17 protein-coding genes are annotated in these 23407 nt (G+C 66.9%); 13 read left to right on the forward strand and 4 right to left on the reverse strand.

Annotated features, from left to right (window positions below):
• Window positions 1–75 precede the first annotated feature (75 nt).
• Genes VVR85_RS03785 through VVR85_RS03795 form a run of 3 tightly spaced genes read left to right on the forward strand, consistent with a single transcriptional unit; the run spans window position 76 to window position 3506 of the window.
• A complete protein-coding gene (locus VVR85_RS03785) occupies window positions 76–1776 on the forward strand; it encodes a carboxylesterase/lipase family protein (RefSeq protein WP_368519621.1) in 1701 nt (566 codons plus the stop codon).
• A gap of 54 nt (window positions 1777–1830) precedes the next feature.
• Complete coding sequence (locus VVR85_RS03790) at window positions 1831–2643, forward strand: DNA primase (RefSeq protein WP_368519622.1); 813 nt, start codon at window positions 1831–1833, stop codon at window positions 2641–2643.
• Between the two features lie 26 nt (window positions 2644–2669).
• Window positions 2670–3506, forward strand: coding sequence for a hypothetical protein (locus tag VVR85_RS03795; RefSeq protein ID WP_368519623.1), 837 nt, complete (start codon window positions 2670–2672; stop codon window positions 3504–3506).
• Between the two features lie 12 nt (window positions 3507–3518).
• Here VVR85_RS03795 and VVR85_RS03800 read toward each other — a convergent pair whose 3' ends face one another.
• Window positions 3519–4025 (reverse strand): hypothetical protein, encoded by a 507-nt coding sequence (locus VVR85_RS03800; protein ID WP_368519624.1) that lies wholly within the window; start codon window positions 4023–4025, stop codon window positions 3519–3521.
• A gap of 106 nt (window positions 4026–4131) precedes the next feature.
• Here VVR85_RS03800 and VVR85_RS03805 point away from each other — a divergent pair, with 106 nt between their 5' ends.
• A complete protein-coding gene (locus VVR85_RS03805; protein WP_368519625.1) occupies window positions 4132–5406 on the forward strand; it encodes an MFS transporter in 1275 nt (424 codons plus the stop codon).
• 1 nt (window position 5407) lies between these two features.
• Here the strand turns inward: VVR85_RS03805 and VVR85_RS03810 are convergent, their stop codons facing one another.
• The gene (locus VVR85_RS03810; protein ID WP_368519626.1) at window positions 5408–6469 is read right to left on the reverse strand and encodes an alcohol dehydrogenase catalytic domain-containing protein; all 1062 of its coding nucleotides are present in this window, start codon (window positions 6467–6469) and stop codon (window positions 5408–5410) included.
• A gap of 326 nt (window positions 6470–6795) precedes the next feature.
• On the opposite strand from VVR85_RS03810, the gene VVR85_RS03815 reads away from it, so the two are divergent.
• Complete coding sequence (locus VVR85_RS03815) at window positions 6796–8112, forward strand: YjiH family protein (RefSeq protein WP_409338179.1); 1317 nt, start codon at window positions 6796–6798, stop codon at window positions 8110–8112.
• A 27-nt stretch (window positions 8113–8139) separates the two neighbouring features.
• Here VVR85_RS03815 and hutG read toward each other — a convergent pair whose 3' ends face one another.
• Window positions 8140–9126: a formimidoylglutamase gene (gene hutG, locus VVR85_RS03820; RefSeq protein ID WP_368519628.1), complete on the reverse strand. Its 987-nt coding sequence runs from the start codon at window positions 9124–9126 to the stop codon at window positions 8140–8142.
• 61 nt (window positions 9127–9187) lie between these two features.
• Here hutG and VVR85_RS03825 point away from each other — a divergent pair, with 61 nt between their 5' ends.
• The 7 genes from VVR85_RS03825 to VVR85_RS03855 all read left to right on the forward strand — a co-directional run bounded on the left by VVR85_RS03825 (window position 9188) and on the right by VVR85_RS03855 (window position 18175).
• The gene (locus VVR85_RS03825) at window positions 9188–9931 is read left to right on the forward strand and encodes an IclR family transcriptional regulator (RefSeq protein WP_368519629.1); all 744 of its coding nucleotides are present in this window, start codon (window positions 9188–9190) and stop codon (window positions 9929–9931) included.
• Between the two features lie 136 nt (window positions 9932–10067).
• Window positions 10068–11648: a histidine ammonia-lyase gene (gene hutH / locus VVR85_RS03830; RefSeq protein ID WP_368519630.1), complete on the forward strand. Its 1581-nt coding sequence runs from the start codon at window positions 10068–10070 to the stop codon at window positions 11646–11648.
• Window positions 11649–11930: 282 nt separating this feature from the next.
• Window positions 11931–13607, forward strand: coding sequence for a urocanate hydratase (locus VVR85_RS03835; RefSeq protein ID WP_368519631.1), 1677 nt, complete (start codon window positions 11931–11933; stop codon window positions 13605–13607).
• 54 nt (window positions 13608–13661) lie between these two features.
• Window positions 13662–14861, forward strand: coding sequence for an imidazolonepropionase (gene hutI / locus VVR85_RS03840; protein WP_368519632.1), 1200 nt, complete (start codon window positions 13662–13664; stop codon window positions 14859–14861).
• 75 nt (window positions 14862–14936) lie between these two features.
• Window positions 14937–16910, forward strand: a complete 1974-nt coding sequence (locus VVR85_RS03845; RefSeq protein WP_368519633.1) for a DEAD/DEAH box helicase — start codon at window positions 14937–14939, stop codon at window positions 16908–16910.
• A 122-nt stretch (window positions 16911–17032) separates the two neighbouring features.
• Window positions 17033–17611, forward strand: a complete 579-nt coding sequence (locus VVR85_RS03850; RefSeq protein ID WP_368519634.1) for an HNH endonuclease family protein — start codon at window positions 17033–17035, stop codon at window positions 17609–17611.
• Window positions 17612–17731: 120 nt separating this feature from the next.
• Window positions 17732–18175, forward strand: a complete 444-nt coding sequence (locus VVR85_RS03855) for a DUF2269 domain-containing protein (protein WP_368519635.1) — start codon at window positions 17732–17734, stop codon at window positions 18173–18175.
• Window positions 18176–18286: 111 nt separating this feature from the next.
• Here VVR85_RS03855 and putP read toward each other — a convergent pair whose 3' ends face one another.
• Window positions 18287–19852 (reverse strand): sodium/proline symporter PutP, encoded by a 1566-nt coding sequence (gene putP, locus VVR85_RS03860; RefSeq protein WP_368519636.1) that lies wholly within the window; start codon window positions 19850–19852, stop codon window positions 18287–18289.
• Window positions 19853–20305: 453 nt separating this feature from the next.
• Here putP and VVR85_RS03865 point away from each other — a divergent pair, with 453 nt between their 5' ends.
• Entirely contained in the window at window positions 20306–23395 is a 3090-nt protein-coding gene (locus tag VVR85_RS03865) for a DEAD/DEAH box helicase (protein WP_368519637.1), read from the forward strand.
• Window positions 23396–23407: the final 12 nt, after the last annotated feature.

Here is a 23407-nt window from a genome sequence, read left to right on the forward strand (position 1 = left end):
GGAAAGTGTGGTGGGGCATCGTCAAGCGTGCGCAAGGTTGCGCAAACCCGACGCGAGCTTACTACGCTGGAATCCATGGGGCCCTGGGACGAGGAGTGGGAAGAAGAATCAGTCGCTGCCGCGCGCCGGCAAGCGGCAGCCGCCCATGCCCGCGCCGCCGAAGCCCAGGCGGCCGCGCACGCCCACCCCGGCGACGGGCTGGCCATCCGGACGGCCGCCGGCTGGGTCCACGGCAAGCGCGAGCACGACGACGAAGGCCTCGACGTCAGCTCCTGGAAGGGGATCCCGTTCGGCAAGGACACCGCGCTCACCGGGCGGTTTTGTGCCCCCGAGCCGGTGGCGGCCTGGGAAGGCGTGCGCGAATGCCGGGACTTCGGCGAGGTGGCGCCGCAGCCGACGTATTCGTGGACTGAGAGGGTCATCGGCAGCGAAGACTGCCTGAACCTGGACGTGGTGCGGCCGACGGGCACGCAGCGGCTGCCGGTGGTGGTCTACCTGCACGGAGGGTCCTTCATCATGGGCTCGTCGCACATGCTGATGCTGCGCGGTTTCCACCTGGCGCAGTCGATGAACGTCGTCTACGTTTCTATTAACTTCCGCCTCGGCGCGCTGGGCTACCTGGATATGCGCAGCCTGCCGGGCGAGTGCGTGGCCAACCCGGCGGTGCTGGACCAGCTCCTGGCGCTGGAGTGGGTGCGGGACAATATCGCCCAGTTCGGCGGCGATCCGGACAACATCACGCTGATGGGCGAGTCCGCCGGGGCGGCCGCGGTGCTTACCCTCATGACGAGCCCGGCGGCGCAGGGGCTCTTCCACAAGGCCATCGCCCAGTCGCCGCCCATCGGGCTGATTCATTCCCGCGCGCAGTCGACGCTGTGGGCCCGCGAGCTGGTCAAGCGTCTGGCCTTGCCGAGGGGAAGCGGCATCGATGAGCTGCGCGCCGAGGAGTGGCCGGACCTGGTCCGCGCTGGGCAGTCGATGATGTGGCGCGCCGGGGAGTTGCTGCACCTGAATTCCTGTTACGCGCCGACGGTCGACGAGGACGTGCTGCCCGCACACCCGCTGGAAGCCTTTGAGAAGGGGAGGCAAGCGGGGGTTCCGCTGCTGGTGGGGACCAACTCGGGCGAGACCAGTTTTGCCAAGTACCTGTTCCAGCGGGAGGATTCCCGCGCCCGCGCCGGGCTGCGGCTGCTACGGTCCTTCGACGAGCGCAACGCCGAACGGGTGGTGGACGCCTACGGGCGGGCCGAGGGCCGGCGGGATTTCGCCGACCTGCTTTCCGATGCCCTGTTCTGGGCGCCCACCGTCCGCGCCGCCGAGGCCCACGCGGAGCGCTACCCGACGTGGATGTACCGCTACGACTACACGCCGATGGCGCTGCGCTGGCTGGGGCTCGGCGCGGTGCACTCGCTGGAGCTGGCCAACGTCTTCGGGGATCCGAAATCCTCGCGGATGTCGCTGGTGACCAAGCTGGGCAACGGGGACGCGGGGGAGTCGATGACGGAGTTGATGCAGGATCACTGGGCACGGTTCATTTGGGAGTCGGAGCCGGCGCCCAGCTGGCCGCGCTACCGGGTGGAAGGCGCGCAAGAATCCGAAGAATCCGAAGAAGCCGAGCTGCGCGCGACGCAGGTTTACGATATCCCGCCGCGGGTGGACCACGATCCGAAGGCCGAGCAGCGCCGGGCTTGGGAGGACTATTCCATGCTGGAATGGGGTGCCGGCCGCCCGGAGCTGCTGGCGGAACTGGGATTCATCACGAGCGAGCCCGATTAGCGGTAGGCTAGGGCCGGTGCACCACTGCCTAAACACAAGGACGGATTGCTGAACATGAGCTTTTTCGAAGATATCGCAATTGCCTTGGACGCCGAAGGAATTGAATCCCGGGTCAACGACGACGTCTTGTTCGTCCCGATCACCGCGGAGCTGGAGATCCAGTTCGTGGAGATCGACCCGCTGCTGCCCGCTGCCAACGTCTACATTGCTGCCGCGGACGTCGACGAGGATGACGAAAACTTCGAGGCAGTGCTGGTCTCGGTGGCGTTTTCGGTAGAGGACGCGACCGAGGCGGTCGCCCGCCACATCGCCACCGACCAGGTGGTCACGGTGCTGCGGGATCTCATCGAAGGTACCGACGAGCGGATTTCCGACCTGGAATTCGAGCAGGACTCCTTTAACCCGAACCTGGTGGTCGCCGAGGTAGGCGAGGACTCCGAGCTGCGCGTGCTCGTGGAGACCGTAGACGGCATCCCGCAGGCGATCGTGCGTTTCCTGGCCTTCGACTTCGACGAGGACGAGCTCGACGCCGCCGAGGACGAGGCCATCTCGGAAGCCTGGGACCAGGGCGAGGCCGACGGCATCGTGGAGGAAGACCGGATCGCGCTGTTTGAAAGCGGCGAGCTGGCCGAAGGCGCGCCGATCATCGAGGTGCCGGCCGAGACCCTAGAGTTGGGCACCTACACCGACTTTGACCGCCTCTTCGACGTGCTGGGCTTGGTCTCCGAGCAGGCGCTTGACTGGGAGGCCCAGCTGGTCTCCTTCGACGCGGGCGAATTTGATGAGCCGGATGTCTACGACATCTTCGGCGAAGACGTCGACGATGCCGATTTCGCCGACTACGAGGACACCACCGGCGAAGACTAATGCACCTCCCCGTTCAAGGATCGCGGGTGAAGTGGCGGAAGGTTTTCGTTGGCCTCGCCACCGCGTTGTTAATCGCCGTGTGGGCCGCGGGCATTAAATACCCTTCCAGCTTGCTGGCGGAGGGGATTTTCGCCAGCACCCCGGCGCTGTTGATGTGGCTCGGGGTGGTTGTCGCCGCGGCCCTGCTGCTGTTGGCCCGGGTTGACGAGCTGCCGGGGACAGTCTTCAAGTTGTTTCCCTGCGCGGTGGCGGTCAACGTGCTGATTGGCTGGCTTTTCCGGGCCTGGGAACTGCCGTTTTATTTCGACAGTATCGGTACCGGTATAGCCGCCATCGTGGGCGGACCGCTGCTGGGGATGGCCACTGGGGCCGCTAGCGGCGCGGTCATGGCGCTGGGGGCGCCGGGAGATCTGGCTTTCGCGTCCGTCGGGGCCCTGGCCGGGGTGCTGTTCGGCTGGGCCGCCAAGCGTCAGTGGTGCAGCTCGGTCCTGCGCATCCTGGCCGCCGGCTGGCTGATTGGACTTACCACCGCGCTGGCTTCCTGTCCGCCCCGGCTGTGGCCGCAGCCCGAGACCAACGCCGCGGGGCTGCGGCACCTAACCGATTTCTATTTCCTGCTGTCCCGGCACCAGGGGTTTTCCACGGTTATGCAGGTGCTGACCTCGGATACGATTGACAAGATTTTCTGTCTGCTACTGGCCGGGGTGCTCTTGCGTACGCTGCCTGCCGCGCTGCAGCTGCGCTTGAGCTACGGCGGCAACGTGGAGCGCCTGGGCGGGTTGCTGCGCGCGCCGGACGAGGCCGAGCGGGCCCGCGAACAGATGCGGGCCTATCAGCGGCACACCCTCCAGACCGGGCGCTAAACCTCACCGCGCCTAGGCGGCCTGGTCGAAGCCGGCGAAGAGCGAGATGGGGGAATGCACCGGCTGGAAGTCGCGGTCGACGAGCCAGATGAAGGTGTGGGCGGTGCCGGAGCTGAGCTCGTGGACGGCATCGATAAGCTCTTTGTCGATGACGGCGCGGACCCAGGCCTCCGCGGTAGTGCTGTCGACGAAGTCGCCGCCGGCGTGGGTAAAGCGCAAGGAGACCACGTAGGCGGGCTCGCGCTCGGCGCCGTAGCCCTTAGCACGGGCTTTGGCGCGCGGGCCGACGCGGTGGCGCGTGATCGCCACGTTGAGCCCGGGGCTGCCGGCCACCGGTGGCAGGGAGACCGACGGTGGACGCCAGTTCGCCAGCGGACGAGCCAGGGAACGCGGGTGGCGCATGATGCTGGTTACCGCCCGGGCGTCCTCCCAGGCGGTGAACTGGATTTCGGAGGCCAAGCGGCTGGGGGAGATGGTCGAGGCGGCGGTGGGCTGGGGGCGGTAGTTCGTGTTCTTCATGCCTTAAAAGCTAGCGGCCCGTGGGGACATAGCCTCGCGCGAATTAGAACGCATGTGCGAATCTGGCTGGCGGATTTGGGGGCACCGGCTAAGCTAGGGATTTACCATGTCAGATACCGCGCCAGATTCCTCGCAGCCCAGCCCAGCCACTCCAGCCATTCCGCGGCAGATCTGGGTGCTCGTGGCTGCTGCCTTCATTATCGCGCTGGGCTACGGGCTCATCGCGCCACTGTTGCCGCAGTTCGTGGTGAGCTTCGACGTCTCGATGGCTGCGGCGGGCCTGGTCGTGTCGATTTTTTCCGCCTCCCGGCTGCTTTTTGCCCCGGCCTCGGGTTACCTGGTCAACCGGATAGGATCCCGGCGCATCTACCTGACCGGCCTTCTGACCGTGGCGGTGATGACGGGCTTGGTCTCGCTGGCGCAGGCGTACTGGCATATCATCGCGCTGCGCTTTTTGGCGGGGATTGGCTCGACCATGTTTACGGTCTCGGCCATGGGGCTCATCGTGAGCCTGTCGCCGGCGCAGATCCGCGGCCGGTGCTCGGCGCTGTACGGGACCGCCTTCCTGCTGGGCAATATCGCCGGGCCGCTTTTAGGCGCCGGGCTGGCGTTTTTGGGCTTCCGCTGGCCGTTTTTCATTTATGGCCTCGGCGTGGCGCTGGCCGCCGGCGTGGTCTGGTGGCTGATGCCGCGCTCGGCGGGGACGGGCAATACAAAGTCCAGCCTGCCGCCGATGCACCTTGCACAGGCCTGGCAGGACACCGCCTTTCGGGCCGCGCTGACCTCCAGCTTCGCCCACGGCTGGGTGAATATGGGCGTGCGCGTTTCGGTCATCCCGCTCTTTGCTGCCGCGGTCTTTGCCAACAGCTCCGCCGCCGCGGGTTACGCGCTGGCGGCATTTGCGGCCGGTAACGCCGTGGTCCTGCAGTTCTCCGGACGCTGGGCCGACACCTTTGGCCGGCGCCCGATGATCCTGGCCGGCCTGTGCGGATCGGCCGTTTTTACCTGGCTGCTGGGGCACGCGGACTCGCTGCCGCTGCTGATTGGCTTCTCGGTGCTCACCGGCGCCGCGGCCGGCTTCATCAACCCCGCCCAGCAGGCCACCCTGGCTGACATCATCGGATCCGAGCGCTCCGGCGGGCAGGTGCTCTCCAGCTTCCAGATGGCCATGGACCTTGGCTCTATCTTCGGGCCGGTCGTGGTGGGCGCGCTGGCGGATATCTACGGTTTCCAGACCGCGTTCGCGGTCAGTGGGGCGGTCGCGCTCGTGGGCGTTGTCGCGTGGAGCTTTTCCCGCGAGCCGCTACCGTCCACCCAGGCCAAGCTGCGGGTTATCCCCTGCCTGATTGGGGGACCGCGGCGGCCGAGGAGGCATCGTTAGCCTAGGCGTTGCCGTGCGGGACGATGACGGCGCGGCCGGATACCTCGCCGGCCTGCAGCTTGCGGTAGGCCTCCAGGCCCTCGCTGAGCGGGTAGGTGGTGTACATCGGCTCGAGGTAGCCGTCACGGAAGAGCTCGACCAGCTCGTGGAGCTCGGGCAGCGTGCCCCAGTAGGTGGAGATTAGCTCCGTCTCGCGCGGCGAGGTCAGCCAGGCGAACTCGTAGGGCGAGCCGTTGCCCAGGCCGACCACCGTCACGCGGCTGTCCGGCCCGACGGTGGCCATCGCGGTCGATACCGTCTGGCCCAGGCCGACGAAGTCGAAAGCGGCGTCGATCCCCTTGCCGCCCGTGGCGGCCAGGATATTGTCGACGACGTCGTCATCGGAGGCTACGGTAACCGCGCCCAGGCGCTCGGCCTCCTGGAGGGCGGATTCCTTCGTGTCGGTGGCGATAATCGTCGCGCTCGTCATGGCCTTGAGGATCTGGATGCCCAGCAGGCCCAGCCCGCCCAGGCCGATGACGAGGACGTACTGGCCGCCCTGGTTGAGCGTCGGCAGGGCCTTCTTGATGGCGTGGTATGGGGTCAGGCCGGCATCGGCGAGGGCGGAGGCAGCGATGGGATCGGCATCGCCCAGCGGGACCAGGTTGCGCGCCGGAACGGTGACGTACTCGGCCATGCCGCCGTCGCGGCCCAGGCCGATGCCGGCGGGGGTATTGGCGGCCCGGTTGCGGCACTGGAGCATATCTCCGCGCACGCACATGGAACAGCGGCCGCAGCCGAGGGGGCCGTAGACGAGGTAAGCGTCGCCCTTTTCAAAACCTTCTGCGGCGGAACCGGCCTCCTCGACCCAACCGGTGATCTCGTGGCCGAGGGTGAATTCCCGGTGGTAGACGGCGGGGGAGGACTCACCGAATTCGTCGAAGATGGCGACATCGGAGTGGCAGGCGCCGGAGCCGGCGACCTTCAGCAGGACTTCGGTGGGGCCGGGAGTAGGGCGTTCGATGTCTTTGAGCTCGGGGAAAGTGTGCAGGCCGACGTGGCGGATAGCCTTCATAGTGGTCATGTTCTTCTCCGTGTTCTAGCGCGGTGTTTCAACGCGGTGTTCGAGTGCGGGACTTGGCGCGGATAGGGGACGGGGGACACCGCCCAGTCTAGTAATTGACAACCTACTGGACATTGAAAGTGTTATAGGTTACATTAAGTTCTACTCGCGTCTGGCTGTCGCGCGGGCATAGGAGACCTCACCCCGGTGCTTCAAGGAACGGGCAAGGCCGTATGCCCTCAGCTGGCGTGCGCGCTTTTCCTGGCTCCTTGGGCCCGCTGAACCAGGAGTAAGCAGTGACTACTCAATCCCAACCGCCTGCCGACAAGCAGGTCGAGAACGCGCCCTTGCCTCGGGTGGACGGCAAGTGGCGGCTGTTCGTCTACAGCGCCATCGGCGCCTTCGTCTTTTTCTTCCCCGTCACCTACGACGGCAAACAGTCCATCCCGTTGGATCACCTGGTGACGATCATCCAGCAGTACCTGCCCGGGGTCGTGCCGTGGATCATTCTGGCGCTGGCCGCGTACGGCACGTGGCGCTCGATCGCCAACAAAAACTGGGAGCAAGGCCCGCTCCAGGCCGTCTTCACGGTGCTCAACGTGGTTGGGCTGGTGGTCAGCTTCCTGATGGTCATCGACAAACTACCGTGGGTCCTGGGCGAGGAGGACCTGGTCCCGTTCCTGTGGAACAAGATTGCGGTCCAGGTTGGGCTGATTGTCCCCATCGGCGGCGCCTTCCTGGCGCTGCTCATCGGCTACGGCCTGCTCGAATTCGTCGGCGTGCTCATGCAGCCCATCATGCGCCCGCTGTGGAAGACCCCGGGGCGCTCGGCTATCGATGCCGTCGCGTCCTTCGTCGGCTCCTATTCCCTGGGCATCCTCATCACCGACCGCGTCTACCAGAGCGGCGGCTACACCGCACGGGAGGCCTCGATCGTGGCGACGGGCTTTTCGACGGTCTCGGCCGCCTTCATGGTGATCGTGGCCAAGTCCCTGGACATCATGAATATCTGGGGCATCTATTTCACCGTGACCCTGGTGGTGACGTTCCTGGTCACCGCGGTGACCGTCCGGTTCCCGCCGCTGCGCACGATCCCGGACGAGTATTACCACTCGGCCGAGCCGGATCCGGAGCGGACCATCAACGGCAACCGCTTCCGGGAGGCCTGGCGCGAGGCCCTGCAGGCGCTGGCGACGGCGCCGTCGCTGCGCAAAGGCATCGGCGAGAATTTCCTGGACGGGCTGAAGTTGTCGGGGGCCATCGCGCCGTCGATCATGTCCGTCGGGCTTATCGGCCTGCTGCTGGCCCGTTTCACCCCGATCTTCGAGTGGATTGGCTACCTGTTCTACCCGTTTGCCTGGATTGTGCAGCTGCCGGAGCCGGTGCTGGCCGGCAAGGCCTCGGCGATGGGCGTGGCGGAGATGTTCCTGCCGGCTACCGCCGTGGCAGACTCGGACAACCTGGTCCTGAAGTTCGTGATCGGGGTGGTCTCGGTCTCGGCGATCATCTTCTTCTCGGCGCTGGTGCCCTGCATCCTGGCGACCAAGATCCCGATCAAGCTCTGGCACATGCTGGCCATTTGGTTCGAGCGGGTGGCCCTGACCATCGTGCTGGCCACCCCGATCGCCTACGTGCTCTTTGAGGTCTTAGGGCTCGGGGCTTAAAGCCTGGGGGCTTAAAGCCTTCGGGCTTTAAGCGTGGGCTGATGCGTGGGCGGCCACGATATCGGCGATGAGCCGGGCGGCCAGCTTCGCGGTCCGGCCGTCGACGTCGAAGTCGGGGTTGAGCTCGACGACGTCGACCAGGCGCAGCTTGCCTGTGGCCGCCACGGCCAGCGCCATCGCGCGGATTTTGGCGAAGTCCACGCCCAATGCCGCCGGGGCGGAGACCCCCGGCGCGGCGGCGGCCGGCAGGACGTCTAGGTCGATGGACAGGTGGATGGCCGGCTGGTTCTGCACGGACTTGGCGACCAGGCCGGCGGCCTGGGAGGGGCTGAGATCCACGAGGTCTTCGTCGAGGACGGTCTCCACGCCGAGCTCGTCCGCGGTGTTAAATAGCACGGCGGTGTTGTTGGCCTCGGAGATGCCGAAGACGGAGTAGTCGAAGGCGGCCGGCTGCTCGGGGCAGGCGTCCTGGACAAACCCCGCGATCTGCTTAAACGGCGTGCCGGAGGTGGCCCGGTCGGCGGTGCGCAGATCGAAATGGGCATCGAGGTTGACGATCTTCAGCGGCTGCTCGCCATTGCCGCGGAAGGCGCCGCGGTGGGTGGCGAAGGCGGTTTCGTGCCCGCCGCCGAGCACCACGGCCAGGTTGCCGCTGCCGACGATGTCCGCGACCCGGCGGGAAAGCTCTTCCTGGGAGCCTTCCAGGTCGTCGCGCTGGGTGGTCACGGTGCCGGCGTCGAAGCGGGGGGAGGAATCGTGGACGGCCAGGCCGCCCAGGGCGGAACGCAGCGCGGCCGGGCCGGCGGCTGCGCCCTGGCGGCCGCCGTTGCGCAGGACGCCTTCGTCGGAGGCGTAGCCGACGAGCACGGCGGCATCGCGAGCAGAAGCGGCGCCGTCGGCCGGCAGGGGCTGGATGACGCTGTGCCAGCGGGCGTGTTCGGGGCCGGGGCCGTCGGCGCGGCCGGTCCATTCGGGGGCGGGAGCAAAGAGCGGTTGGTCGCTGATGGTGTTCATAGTCTTCCACTGTAGGCGCTTTGTACCGCGAGTTCGCCGGGGAATTTCCTACAATTGTCGCGTGAGAAAGATTCAGGTCCCCGCCGCCCACAATGCCCTGCGGATTCTGTCGCTGCTGTCCACCATTGACGTGCCGATTTCGGCCGCGCGCATCCGCAGCGAGCTGGACCTGCCGCGCTCGAGCACGTACCACCTGCTCAACGAGCTGGTGGAGTCGGGCTTTGTGGTGCACCTGCCGGAAAACCAGACCTACGGGCTGGGGCTGGCGGCCTACGCGATGGCCTCGGCGTACACGACGCAGCAGCCGCTGGTGCGGCTAAGCCACCGCTTTGTAGAGCAGGCCGCGAATCTGGCGAGCGGATCCGGCCATCTGTCGCGCTTGGCCGGCTCGGAGGTCGTCTACCTGCACGAGGTCCGCAGCCCGGGGGCGGTGTCCCTGGTCACCGAGGTGGGCGTGCGCCTGCAGGCGCTGCGCTCGGCCTCGGGGCGGGTCATGCTGGCCTACCTGCCGGAGGCGGAGGCCCGCGCCACCTTCGCGACGGCGGGGCAGGAGGGCAGCCTGCGCCAGTTTCGGGAGCGCCTGGCCCAGGTGCGCGAGCGCGGCTGGGAGGAGGAGACGGAGGAGATCTCGCGCGGGCAGGCATCGTTGGCCGTGCCGGTGCTGGACCACCTCGCGCGGCCGGCGGCCAGCCTGGCGGTGACCTTCGGGGTCGGCCGGCTGGGCGATGCCACCCGTGCCGCCGTCCTGGACCACCTGCAGGCCTCCGCCCGGGAGATCGCGGCGCGGATGTACGGCGCCCGGTGAAGCCCCATTAGAGAGTCAGAACATTATTCGGCGAAACTGTGGCAAATAACACTCATTGGAGTTAGTGTCTGAAAGTAGCGTTCCGCAGCGCACAACGCTGGGAACCGGCCAGGCTACGAGAAGGAGACAACTGACCATGGCTGAGTTTAAGGCTGACAAGACCGCGCACCAGGCGGGGGAAATCCAGGAAGTGGAAATCGGGATCGGCGGTCTGAGCATCGCCGAAGTCGTGGCGGTCGCGCGCCACGGTGCCCGCGTGACGGTGGCGCCGGAAGCGCTCGACGAGGTCTCAGCGACCCGGCAGCGGGTGGAGGATCTGGCGGCCTCTGACACGCCGGTCTACGGGATCTCGACGGGGTTCGGAGCGCTGGCCCGCCGGCATATCCCCGCCGACAAGCGCGCGCAGCTGCAGCTGTCGCTGGTGCGCTCCCACGCGGCCGGCTCGGGGCCAGAGGTCGAAGAAGAGGTCATCCGCGCGCTGATGCTGCTGCGCCTGTCCACGCTGTGCACGGGCCGGACCGGCGTGCGGCCGGTGGTGGTGGAGACATACGCGGCCGCGCTCAACGCCGGGATTGTCCCGGTGGTCTACGAATACGGCTCCCTGGGCTGCTCCGGCGACTTGGCCCCGCTGGCCCACTGCGCGCTGGCGCTGCTGGGCGAAGGCGAGGTCCGCGTGGAGGGCAAGCGGCAGCCGGCGGCCGCCGCGCTGGAACGTGCCGGGATCGAGCCGCTGCAGCTGCGGGAGAAGGAGGGCCTGGCCCTTATCAACGGCACCGACGGCATGCTGGGGCAGCTGTGCCTGGCTATCGCAGACCTGGAGGCGCTGGCTAGGCAGGCGGACATCGCGACTGCGCTGACGGTGGAGGGCCTGCAGGGCAGCCTGGACGTCTTCGCCGACGACCTGCAGCAGCTGCGCCCGCACCCCGGCCAGGCCGCCGCGGCGGCGAATATCCGCGCGCTGGCCGCGGGCTCGGAGAACCTTTCCGCCGCGCACGACGAATTCGCCCAGTCGCACGTGCAGGACGCCTACTCGGTGCGGTGCGCCCCGCAGGTGGCCGGCGGCTTCCGGGACACGCTGGAGCACGCCCGCCAGGTTGCCGTCAACGAGTTGGCGGCGGCCGTGGACAACCCCGTGGTCGCGCTGGACGGGCGGGTGGTCTCCAACGGCAATTTCCACGGCGCCCCCGTGGCCTATGTGCTCGATTTCCTGGCTATCGTGCTCGCGGATCTCGCCTCCATCTCGGAGCGGCGCACGGATCGCTTCCTAGACGTGGCGCGCAACCGCGGCCTGCCGGCGTTCGTGGCGGCCGACCCGGGCGTGGACTCCGGCCACATGATTGCCCAATACACGCAGGCCGGCATCGTCAGCGAGTTGAAGCGGCTGGCGGCCCCGGCGTCGGCTGATTCGATCCCCTCGTCGGCCATGCAGGAAGACCACGTCTCCATGGGCTGGTCGGCGGCCCGGAAGCTGCGGCGCGGCATCGATGGCGCGCAGCGCGTGGTGGCGATTGAAATCCTGACCGCGGCGCGTGGCATCGACCTGCGCGACGGCGCGCCGGGGGACGGGGTGGCCGCCGTCGTGGCGGCGCTTAGGGAACGGGTTCCGGGGGTAGGACCGGACCGCTACCTGGCGCCGGAAATCGAGCAGGCGGTCCAGATGGTGCGGGATGCTACCTTCCTGCGCGCCGCGGAATCCGCCGTCGGAAAACTGCAATAAACGGCACCCAGCCTGCATAGTCCCGTATCTGAGACAGACCACCCCTCAGGCGCGGGACTTTTTACTATGACGCGGGTTACTTTTGATGCACGGCACGAGGTGGCGCACATCCCAGCTTGAGGTGAGCCACCACCGTGCATGCGCGCGATGCCGCCTGCCCGCTTCGGGGTAGTCGGGGAGACAGCCCAGGGACACCGGTCCCCAACGCCCCAGGGCGGCGAGGCAGCATCGACAAGCGCGTGCTGACCTGCCGCCGGAATTGCTTTGAGGAAGGATTAGTTAATGTCGGAAGCTCGTGAAATCCGCGCGCCGCGCGGGACCGAAATCAGCGCCAAGTCCTGGGCCACCGAGGCCCCGCTGCGTATGTTGATGAACAACCTGGACCCGGAGGTCGCTGAGCGCCCCGAGGGCCTGGTCGTCTACGGCGGCACCGGCAAGGCCGCCCGCAGCTGGGAAGCCTTCGACGCCATCGTCGACACGCTGCGCGACCTCGAGGCGGACGAGACCCTGCTGGTGCAGTCCGGCAAGCCGGTCGGCGTGTTTAAGACCAACGAGTGGGCCCCGCGCGTGCTGATTGCTAACTCCAACCTGGTCGGCGACTGGGCCAACTGGGAGCACTTCCGCGAGCTGGAGGCCGAGGGCCTGATGATGTACGGCCAGATGACCGCCGGGTCCTGGATCTACATCGCCACCCAGGGCATCCTGCAGGGCACCTACGAGACCTTCGCGGCCGTGGCCCACAAGCGCTTCGACGGCACGCTCGCCGGCACGCTGACCCTGACCGGCGGCTGCGGCGGCATGGGCGGCGCCCAGCCGCTGGCCGTGACCTTGAACGGCGGCGTGTGCCTCATCGTGGATGTGGACGAGACCCGCCTCAAGCGCCGCCAGTCCAAGCGCTACCTCGACGAGGTAGTCACCGACCTGGACGAGGCCCTCAAGCTGACCCTGGCCGCCAAGGAAGAAAAGCGCGCCCTGTCCGTGGGCCTGGTTGGCAACGCCGCGGAGGTCTTCCCCGAGATCCTCCGCCGCCAGCAGGCCGGCGAGCTGACGGTGGACGTGGTCACCGACCAGACCTCCGCCCACGATCCGCTCAGCTACCTGCCCACCGAGATCACCGTGGCGGACTGGCACACCGAGGCCCAGGCCGACCCGACCACCTTCACCAAGAAGTCCCGCGAGTCCATGGCCCGCCAGGTCCAGGCCATGGTCGAATTCCAGGACGCCGGCGCCGAGGTCTTCGACTACGGCAACTCCATCCGCGACGAGGCCCGCCACGCCGGCTACACCCGCGCCTTCGAGTTCCCGGGCTTCGTCCCGGCCTATATCCGCCCGCTGTTCTGCGAGGGCCTGGGGCCGTTCCGTTGGGCCGCGCTGTCCGGCGACCCGGAAGACATCAAGGTCACCGACCAGGCGCTTAAGGAGCTCTTCCCGGACAACGAGCACCTGCACAACTGGCTGGATGCTGCCGAGGAATACGTCGAGTTCGAGGGCCTGCCGGCGCGCATTTGCTGGCTGGGCTACAACGAGCGCCACAAGGCCGGCCTGCGGTTTAACGAGCTCGTCGCCGAGGGCAAGATCTCCGCGCCGATCGTTATCGGCCGCGACCACCTGGACTCCGGTTCCGTCGCCTCGCCGTACCGCGAGACCGAGGCCATGCTGGACGGCACCGATGCCGTGGCCGACTGGCCGCTGCTCAACGCCATGACCGCCGTGTCCTCCGGCGCGACCTGGGTTTCCATCCACCACGGCGGCGGCGTCGGGATGGGCCGCTCCATCCACGCCGGCCAGGTCAGCGTCGCCGACGGCACCGAGCTGGCCGCCGCCAAGCTGCGCTCGGTGCTCACCAACGACCCGGGCATGGGCGTTATCCGCCACGTGGACGCGGGCTACACTCGGGCCCAGGAAGTCGCCGAGGAGCGCGGGGTGCGCATCCCGATGGAGTTCAAGGCCCGCGACTAGGTATAAAGCCCCGTTCCCTTTGCCGACCACGCCCGTTCCAGAAAGGTATGACGCATGACCAAGGTATTCCGCAATATTTCCGAGCTCCGCACGGTAGCCGAAGCTGGCACCATTACCGACGCCGCGCTGGTGGCTGACGACGCCGGCACCATCGCCTGGGTCGGCCCCGCGGCCGAGTTGCCCGGAGAATACGCAGACGCCGAGACCGTCGACCTGGGCGGGCGGGCCGTGCTGCCCGGCTGGGTGGACTCCCACACCCACATGGTCTTCGACGGCAACCGCGCCGAGGAATTCGAGGCCCGGATGGCCGGCGGCGACTACGCGGCCGGCGGAATCGCGGTGACCATGGAGGCCACCCGCTCGGCCGGCGCGGAGCGGCTGAGCCAGTTGGTCCGCGAGCGCGTGGCCGCCGGGCACGCGGGCGGCACCACGACGTTCGAGACCAAGACCGGCTACGGCCTGGACGTGGATTCTGAGGTCGAGGCCGCCCGGGTGGCTAGCCAGTACGTCGACGAAGTGACCTTCCTCGGCGCGCACCTGGTGCCGCCGGGGCAGGAGGCCGAGGCCTACGTCGAGCAGGTCGTCGGGCCGATGCTAGATAAGGTTGCGCCCTATGCCGGCTGGATCGACGTCTTCTGCGAGCGCGGCGCCTTCAACGAGGAACAGTCCCGCCGGGTCCTGGAGGCCGGCCGCGACGCCGGGCTGGGCCTGCGCGTGCACGGCAACCAGCTGGGGGAGGGCCCGGGCGTGGCGCTGGCCGTCGAGCTCGGCGCCGCCTCCGTCGACCACGTCAACTACCTAAGCGACGACGATATTGCGCGCCTGGCGGATTCGGAGACCGTCGCGACCATGCTGCCGGCCTGCGATCTGTCCACCCGGCAGCCGCTCGCGCCGGGCCGTAAGCTCATCGACGCTGGCGTGACCGTCGCGATTGCCTCCAACCTGAACCCGGGCACCAGCTACACCTCCTCGATGAATTTCTGCGTGACCACGGCGGTGCTCCAGCAGCACCTAAGCCTGGACGAGGCCATCGCCGCGGCCACCCTGGGCGGGGCGAAGGCGCTGCGCCGGCAGGCGGTCTCGGGAGGCAAGGACGCCGCCGGTCGCCCGGCCAAGGGCCAGCTGGTGGTCGGCGCGGCCGCGGACTTGCACGTCCTGACCGCGGAAAACGCCATTAATCTGGCGTACCGCCCGGGCATGCCGGCCACGTGGCGCACCTATGTCGGCGGGGAATTGGCCGCCGAGAATAACTAGCCCCACCGGCGGCAACGCGCCGGGGGCTTGCCCCAATGGTGTTTGCCCGCCCATTAGCGTAATGTTGGGCGGGCAATGAGCATTACCGATAACGCCACCGGCGGCGTCAACGAGCCGGAAGAATTTTCTCAACAGTCGGAATCTCAGGACAACGCGCAAGGTGTGGCAGCAGAGGCTGCGAAGAACACCGGGGCTGCGCAAGCTTCTGAGGGCGCCGGCGCCGAATCCCAGGATTCGGCCAAAGACAACTCCCAGGGGTTTGACGGCCTAGGCCTGCCAAGCGAAGTGCTTGACGCCGTGGCCAGCGTTGGTTTCACCACCCCTTCGCCAATCCAAGCGGAAACCATCCCGATCTTGATGGAAGGCCGCGACGTGGTCGGCCTCGCCCAGACCGGTACCGGCAAGACGGCGGCCTTCGCGCTGCCGATCCTCGCCCGCATCGACGAGCAGGCCCGCCACCCGCAGGCCCTCGTGCTCGCGCCGACGCGCGAGCTGGCCCTGCAGGTTGCCGATTCCTTCCAGTCCTTCGCGGATCACCTGGGCAACATCGAGGTCCTGCCGATCTACGGCGGTCAGGCCTACGGCATCCAGCTGTCCGGCCTGCGCCGCGGCGCCCAGATCATCGTCGGCACCCCGGGCCGTGTCATCGACCACCTGGAGAAGGGCTCGCTGGACCTGTCCCAGCTGCGCTTCCTGGTCCTCGACGAGGCCGACGAGATGCTGAACATGGGCTTCCAGGAAGACGTCGAGCGCATCCTGGAAGACACCCCGGACAACAAACAGGTCGCGCTGTTCTCGGCCACCATGCCCAACAGCATCCGCCGCCTGTCCAAGCAGTACCTGGATAACCCGGCCGAGGTGACCGTCAAGTCCGAGCGCCGCACCAACGACAACATCAAGCAGCGCTTCCTGCTGACCCCGCACCGCGCGAAGATGGACGCGTTCACCCGGATCCTCGAGGTCACGGACTACGACGCCATCATCGTCTTCTGCCGGACCAAGCACGAGACCGAAGAGGTCGCCGAAAAGCTGTCCGATGCCGGCTATTCCGCCGCCGCCATCAACGGCGACATCGCGCAGAACCAGCGCGAGCGCACCGTGGATCAGCTCAAGGACGGCCGCCTGGACATCCTGGTGGCTACCGACGTGGCCGCCCGCGGCCTGGACGTCGAGCGCATCACCCACGTGGTCAACTACGACATCCCGAACGACACCGAGTCTTACGTGCACCGCATCGGCCGCACCGGCCGTGCCGGCCGCACCGGCGAGGCCATCCTGTTCGTCACCCCGCGCGAGCGGCGCATGCTGCGCTCCATCGAGCGGGTGACCAACGCCCGCCTGGAGGAGATGGAGCTGCCGACCGTCGACGAGGTCAACGTCAAGCGCAAGGAGAAGTTCGCGCAGTCCATCACGGAGACCCTGGGCGACAAGCAGATGGAGCTCTTCCGCGGCCTGGTCCGCAAGTACTCCGAGGTCAACAACGTCGGCATGGACGACATCGCCGCTTCCCTGGCCGTGCAGCTGCAGGCCGGCTCCGACTTCCTGATGAAGGAACAGCCGGTGAGCAAGAAGGACAAGCGCGACAAGGAGCGCTTCCGCCGCGACGATCGTGGCGACCGCGGCGACAAGCGCGGCGGCCGCTTTAGGGATCGCGACCGGGACCGCGACCGCGGGCCGAAGCGCCCGGACGGCGACTTCGAGACCTACCGCCTGGACGTCGGCAAGCGCCAGAACGTCCGCCCGGGTGCCATCGTGGGCGCCATCGCCAACGAGGGCGGCCTGTCGTCGAAGGACTTCGGCCGTATCACCATCGCGGTGGGCCACACCTTGGTCGACCTGCCGAAGAACTTGGACCCGGCCGTGCTGGATCGGTTGAAGGACACCCGTATTTCCGGGCAGCTCATCAACATCCAGAAGGACACTGGGCGCCCGCCGCGCCGCGGCTTCCACCGCGACGATAACCGCGACAACCGCGATAACCGCGGGGGCCGCCGCCGCGAGGGTGGCCGCCGGGGCGACAAGGGCGGTCGCGGCCGCTGGCGCGACTAGTGCGCTGACCGGCCCTAAGCCAGCTAAGGAACCACAGGAAACCTGGCGCAGTCTATAAAGGCATGCGCCAACGCTTCCTGTGGTTTCTTTGTCTGTGCACCCTGCTCTATCTCTGCGGGCAGGTGGCCCCTTACCTACAGCCGGAGGAAGACGACGGTCTCCCAGAACTGGGCGCCAGCCTGGAGCGGGTGGAGCCGGTCGAGCAGCGCCAGCGCGTGCTGGGCTACGAGCGCGAGGCCTTCGGCGCCGGGTGGGGCCCGGCCCCAAGCTCGGCGTGCACCACCCGGGAGGTCGCCATTATGGAACAGGCCATGCAGCTGCGCCGCAGCGGGGCGTGCGGGATTAGCCGCGGCAGCCTCTACGACCCCTACGCCGGGGAGGAGGTGCCCCTGCGCCGCGGCGACGTCCCGGTGGAGGTAGACCACGTCTTCCCGCTCTCTGCCGCGTGGGATCTGGGCGCGCACAGCTGGTCGGCGCAGCGGCGGCAGGATTTCGCTAATGATCCGCTCAACCTGGTGGTGACCCGGGACGAGGTCAACCGCGACAAGTCCGACGACCTGCCGGCCCGGTGGCTGCCGCCGGCGGTGGGGCAGCGTTGCTGGTACGTGCGGCGGCTGGCGGCCGTCGCCGCGAAATACGGCCTGCCCCTGCCGCGGCGGGACGTAAAGGTCATGCGGGCGCAGTGCCGGTTGATCATTTGACCCGAATTAACGATAGGGTTAACTGCGGAAGCCGTGTCCCATGCACGGTGATTTTCCTATGAGCGGCGCTTTTACTTAGCCGTCGCAAAAACCCGTGAGAAAGGTTCTGGAGCAACTTTTATGACTTCTTTGTTCATCGCCGCGCACGTGATTGCCGCGATTTTGCTGTTGGGCCCGGTCACCGTGGCGACGTCGCAGTTCGGCCCGCAGATGCTGAAGGCCGCCGAGGGCGACGACAAGGCGCTTGGCGCCACGCGTACCCTGCACAACATCACTAATTCCTACGGCTATATCTCCGCGATCGTGCCGATTTTGGGTATCGCCGTCTTCCTGATGGATATGTCCACCTACGGCACCCAGGGGCAGTTCCACGCGTCCATCCTGCTGGCGATTATCGCCTGGGCGCTGCTGTTCTTCCTCATCATCCCGCGCCAGAAGAAGGCCATGGCCGCCCTAGCCGGTGAGGGCACCACCGATTTCGCCAAGGACAAGAAGCAGCTGGCCATGTTCAGCGGCATCTTCAACCTGCTGTGGGTTGTTATCGCCATCCTGATGTTCCTGTAGACGCCACGGGGCATCGGCAAGCAAAAACCCGCCTCCCGGACCGCGCAAGAACGCGGCGGGGAAGGCGGGATTTTTCTTATCTTAGGAGGGCGCCGTGCGGGCTAGGCGGAACTAGTCCTTGACCTGCTTGGCAGCGTCCTCGAAGGCCATCTCGTCGTCCTTGGAGACGATCTTGACCAGGTCCTCGACCTGGGCGAACTCGTCCTGGACCTCCTTGGGCGGCTGCTTGGTCGCCAGGGAGACCACGACGGTCACGAGGAGCGAGAGGGCGAAGCCCGGGACGATCTCGTAGATGGTCTCGGTCAGCGCCGGGACGTTGCCCCAGATGATGGTGGTCAGTGCACCGACAATCATGCCGGCGATGGCGCCGGTGGAGTTGAGTCGCTTCCAGTACAGGGACAGCAGGACCAGCGGGCCGAAGGCGGCACCGAAGCCGGCCCAGGCGAAGCCGACCAGACCCAGGATGGAATCCGACGGGTTGATGGCCAGCAGGGCGGCCACGACGGCCACGGCCACGACCGCGGTACGCGACAGGTTGATGAGCAGATCCTCGGAGAGGTTCTTCTTGGAGAAGATCTTCCACAGGTCCTCGATGAGCGAGCTGGCCACGACCAGCAGCTGGGAGGACATGGTGGACATGATGGCGGCCAGAACCGCGGTCAGCACCAGGCCGGCCGGCAGCGGGTGGAACATGACCTGCGCCATGTCCAGGAAGACGGTCTCGTAGTTCTCCTGGTCCGTGATGGAGTAGTCGTTCTGGGTGAAAAAGACCGTGGCGGACAGTGCCACGAAGATGGCGCCGAGCACGGACAGGCCCATCCAGGTCACCCCGTAGAAACGGCCCTGGCGGGCATCGGAGGGCTTGCGCAGTGCCATGAAGCGCACGATGACGTGCGGCTGACCGAAGTAGCCCAGGCCCCAGGCGATATTGCCGATAACCACGCCGGCGGTCACGCCGGAGACGAGGGAGAAGTAGTTCGGGTTCTCCAGCACGCCGTTGGTGGCGTAGGGGTTCTCTGCGGCGAAGGAGAAGATGTCCGACGGGTTATCCAGGGAGATGATGGCCATGACCGGCACGATGATGAGCGAGCAGAACATCAGCAGGCCCTGGACGACGTCCGTGTAGGACACGGCGAGGAAGCCGCCGACGAAGGTGTAGGCGACGGTGACCGCGGCGATGATCAGCATGCCGGTCAGGTAGTCGCCGCCGAAGGTGGACTCGAAATAGCGGCCGCCGGAGACCATGCCGGAGGAGACGTAGAAGGTGAAGAAGAAGATGATGACCAGCGCGGCGATAATCCGCAGCAGGCGGGACTTGTCGCGCAGGCGGTTTTCGAAGAAGGACGGGATGGTGATGGAGTTCCCGGCCACCTCCGAGTAGGCGCGCAGACGCGGGGCAACCCACTTCCAGTTAGCCCAGGCGCCGCAGGTCAGGCCGATGGCGATCCAGACCTCGGACATGCCGGTCAGGAAGAGGGCGCCGGGCAGGCCCATGAGCAGCCAGCCGGACATATCAGAGGCGCCCGCAGACAGGGCCGCTACGAAGGGGTGCAGCCCACGGCCGCCCAGAACGTAGTCGTCGTATTGATCGGTTTGCTTGTAGCTCCAGTAACCGATGGCGAGCATCGCGAACAGATAAATAATGATCGCGATGACATACCAGGTTGAGGTATCCACGAAGGCTCCTTGCAGTAATTGATGTGTAAAAACAGTGCGCCGCCCGGGCGCGATAAAGCTCAAGCGGCCCAGGGGCGGGAAATAACGGTTGCCTACAGAGTCTTTTCCCAGGTGGTGCCGTGGGAATATGACCTGCGGAACATAACAAGGGTAACGAGACTCACAGAACTGCCCAAGCTATGAAACACGGCGTCACAGGTGCGTGGCAGGCTTTTGTGAAGCAATGAGGAGGTTCACCACTGTTTATAACGAGACGGTAACAATCCCAGGTGACAGGCGTTCCGGCGTCGTTTGCGCGAAAAAGCGCCGTTTCCTCCCCTCAAAGGAGGGTAGGCATCCACGCTGGCCAGCGGCCTAGGCGGCCGGCCGGCAGGGTCGGACGGGTCGGGGAGAGCAATCTTTGACGCAGGCAGAAAAAGTCGCGTGTCGGCCATCGGTGTTAGACTATTCGGCATGTCTGGATACCTTCTGCACGGCCTCTGGCTGCCTGTGTCTGGGTTTAGCCTGTGGGTCGAACAGGTGGAGGGGCACAAGATTGTCACGCCCGCCTCCGTGCCGGAAGGGACCTTTCCAGAAGCGGTCGAGAGCCTGCTTGCCAAGAAGTCTTTCCGCAACCGGGCCCGTGTCTCCCTGCGCACGCCGAAGGGCAAGGACGTCTCGCTCATGGCGCCGATGGCTATGTTCGGCCCGCAGGACGCCATCGTCGCGCTGTCCCAGCTGTCCTTCCTGGACGAGCGGACCCCGGCGGCCACCGCCGAACAACGCGCCTCCATTGCCCCCGATCTCTATTGGCTCATCCGGACCTACCGCGGGCTGACCAAGTTCGTGCGCGCCGGGCGTGTGACCATCCGCCTGTCCTACCAGGCGGGCGAGTGGTTCCCCATGTGGCAGCTGGCCGCCGGGCTGGGGGAGCGCGGCTGGCTGGCGGAGATGATCGCCGCGGCGCCGGGGATCTTGACCATCAACAACCGATCGCTGTCGGACGATCTCATCGACGAGCTCACCCACTGGATCGCCTTCATGGAGCTCAAAGACCTGCTCCACACGCCGCGGCCGTACCCCTGGCACGATTTCGCGCAGGCCATGCTGACCACCTCGCCCATCAAGCGGGGCCGGGCGCAGCTGCTGCGGGGCCTCAACGAGTGGAAGGATTCGATCGCCTCGGTCGATCTGCAGCTGGTCATCATCGTCGAGGAACCCGGGGAGGAGGAGACCTCTCTGGATCCTTCCCAGGCGGTGTGGCCGGTGCGCCTGCGGGTGCGTTCCGGTACAGACTCGCCGCAGCCCATCCGCGTCGACCAGCTCGACGCCCGTTCGGTGGAGAAGCTGCGCGACTCGCAGCGCCGCGCCATCGGCATCGCCCCGGCGCTCAACCCCAGCTCCTCGCGGCCGGCACCCCGCTGGTACGACAACGCCGGGGACTGGGACGTCTACCTGAGTACGGACGCGCTGGTGCAGTTCATCGGCAGCGACGTCTCCGCGCTCAAGGCCGCCGGCTTCACGGTGATGCTGCCCAAGGCCTGGGCGCAGGCGGAGACCAAGGCCCAGCTGGAGACCCGCGAGGTCACCGACCCGGCCGTGGCGGCCACCAAGTCGCAGGTGGGCCTGGAGAAACTGGTCGAATACGACTGGCATATCTCCGTCGGCGACGTGCAGCTGAGCGAACAGGAAATGGAGGAGCTGGTCAACTCCAAGTCGGGGCTCATCCGCCTGCGCGGCGAGTGGGTCATGGCGGATACGCAGGCGCTTAGCCGTATTACCGACTACATGGATAAGCTCAACCAGACCGCCTACAAGCGCCGGAAGAAGCAGCTGGAGGCGGCCGCCAAAGAAGCCGAGCGCGCCCGGGTGCTGGAGACGCCGGGCTGGGAGCAGCTGGTCGCGGACGTGGAACGCCAGCTGGCCGAGTTCAACCAGGCCGACAAGGACACGGACGAGTTCGGCGAGGTGACCATCGCCGAGCTGCGCCAGCTGGCCCTGGAATCCATGGCCAACGAACCGATCGAGTTCACCGGCTCCAAGTGGTTCAACAGCCTGCTGGGCGGCATGGACACCGTCGCCCCGCAGCGCGTCGCGGTGCCGGATACCGTGCACGCGGAGCTGCGCGAATACCAGCGCCGCGGCGTCGACTGGCTCTACTGGATGTCGCAGAACAACATCGGCGCCGTGCTGGCCGACGACATGGGCCTGGGCAAGACCCTGCAGCTGCTGACCCTGCTGGCCGTGGAAAAGGACAAGGCCGCTGAGGAAGGCAAGGAACTCGGCCCGACGCTGGTGGTCGCGCCGACTTCCGTGGTGGGCAACTGGGCGCGGGAGGCCGCGCGCTTCGTCCCGGATTTCACGGTCTTGGTCCAGCACGGCTCCGGCCGCTTAAAGGACAAGGCGCTGCTGACCGCAGCTGCCGATGCCGACTTGGTCATTACCTCCTACGGCACCGTCGGGCGCGATTTCAAGCAGCTCGGCCTAGCCGAGTGGGACCGCGTCGTGCTGGACGAGGCGCAGGCGATCAAGAACTCCGCGACCCGCAGCTCCCGGGCGGTGCGCTCCCTGCCGTCGCGCCACCGCATTGCGCTGACCGGCACGCCGGTGGAAAACCGCCTGTCGGAGATGCGCTCCATCCTGGACTTCTGCAACCCCGGCATCCTGGGGTCTACCAGCTTCTTCCGCAACCACTTCGCCAAGGCCATCGAGCGGGAGCAGGACCCCACCATGACCGAGCGCCTGCGCCTACTCACCGCGCCGTTTATCATGCGCCGGCTGAAGACGGACCCGAAGATCATCGACGACCTGCCGGAGAAGTCCGAGCAGATCCTCACCGTATCCATGACCGCCGAGCAGGCCTCGCTCTACAAGGCCTTCGTGGACGACGTCCAGGTCCAACTCGAGCAGCGCCAGGGCATGGCCCGCCGCGGGCTGGTGCTCTCCTCGCTGACCCGCATCAAGCAGATCTGCAACCACCCGGCCCACTTCCTGGGCGACGGCTCGCCCGTGACCATTAAGGGCAAGCACCGCTCCGGCAAGGTCGCCGAGCTGATGCGGATCGTCGACGAGTCGATCCAGGCCGGCGAACGCCTGCTGGTGTTTACCCAGTACCGCGCCTTCGGCGATATCTTGCAGCCCTACCTGAGCGAGCAGTTGGGGCGCGATATCCCGTTCCTGCACGGCGGGGTCACCAAGAACAAGCGCGATCAGATGGTCGAGGACTTCCAGGATCCGGACGGACCGCCGGCGATGATCCTGTCGCTGAAGGCCGGCGGCACGGGCCTGAACCTGACCGCCGCCAACGTCGTGGTGCACATGGACCGCTGGTGGAACCCGGCGGTGGAAAACCAGGCCACGGACCGCGCCTTCCGCATCGGCCAGCGCAAAAACGTCCAGGTCTACAAGATGATCACCGCCGGCACCCTGGAGGAGAGCATCCAGGATATCCTGGACGGCAAGACCACCCTGGCCGGCTCCGTCGTCGGCGAGGGCGAAGGCTGGCTCACCGAGCTGGATCCGGAGCAGCTGGCCTCCCTGATGAGCTACCGGGGCAGAGAGTAGGAGGAGTCGGTC

Origin of the sequence: Corynebacterium sp. LK2590 (genome assembly GCF_040946105.1) — a bacterium.
Classification (GTDB): Bacteria; Actinomycetota; Actinomycetes; order Mycobacteriales; family Mycobacteriaceae; genus Corynebacterium.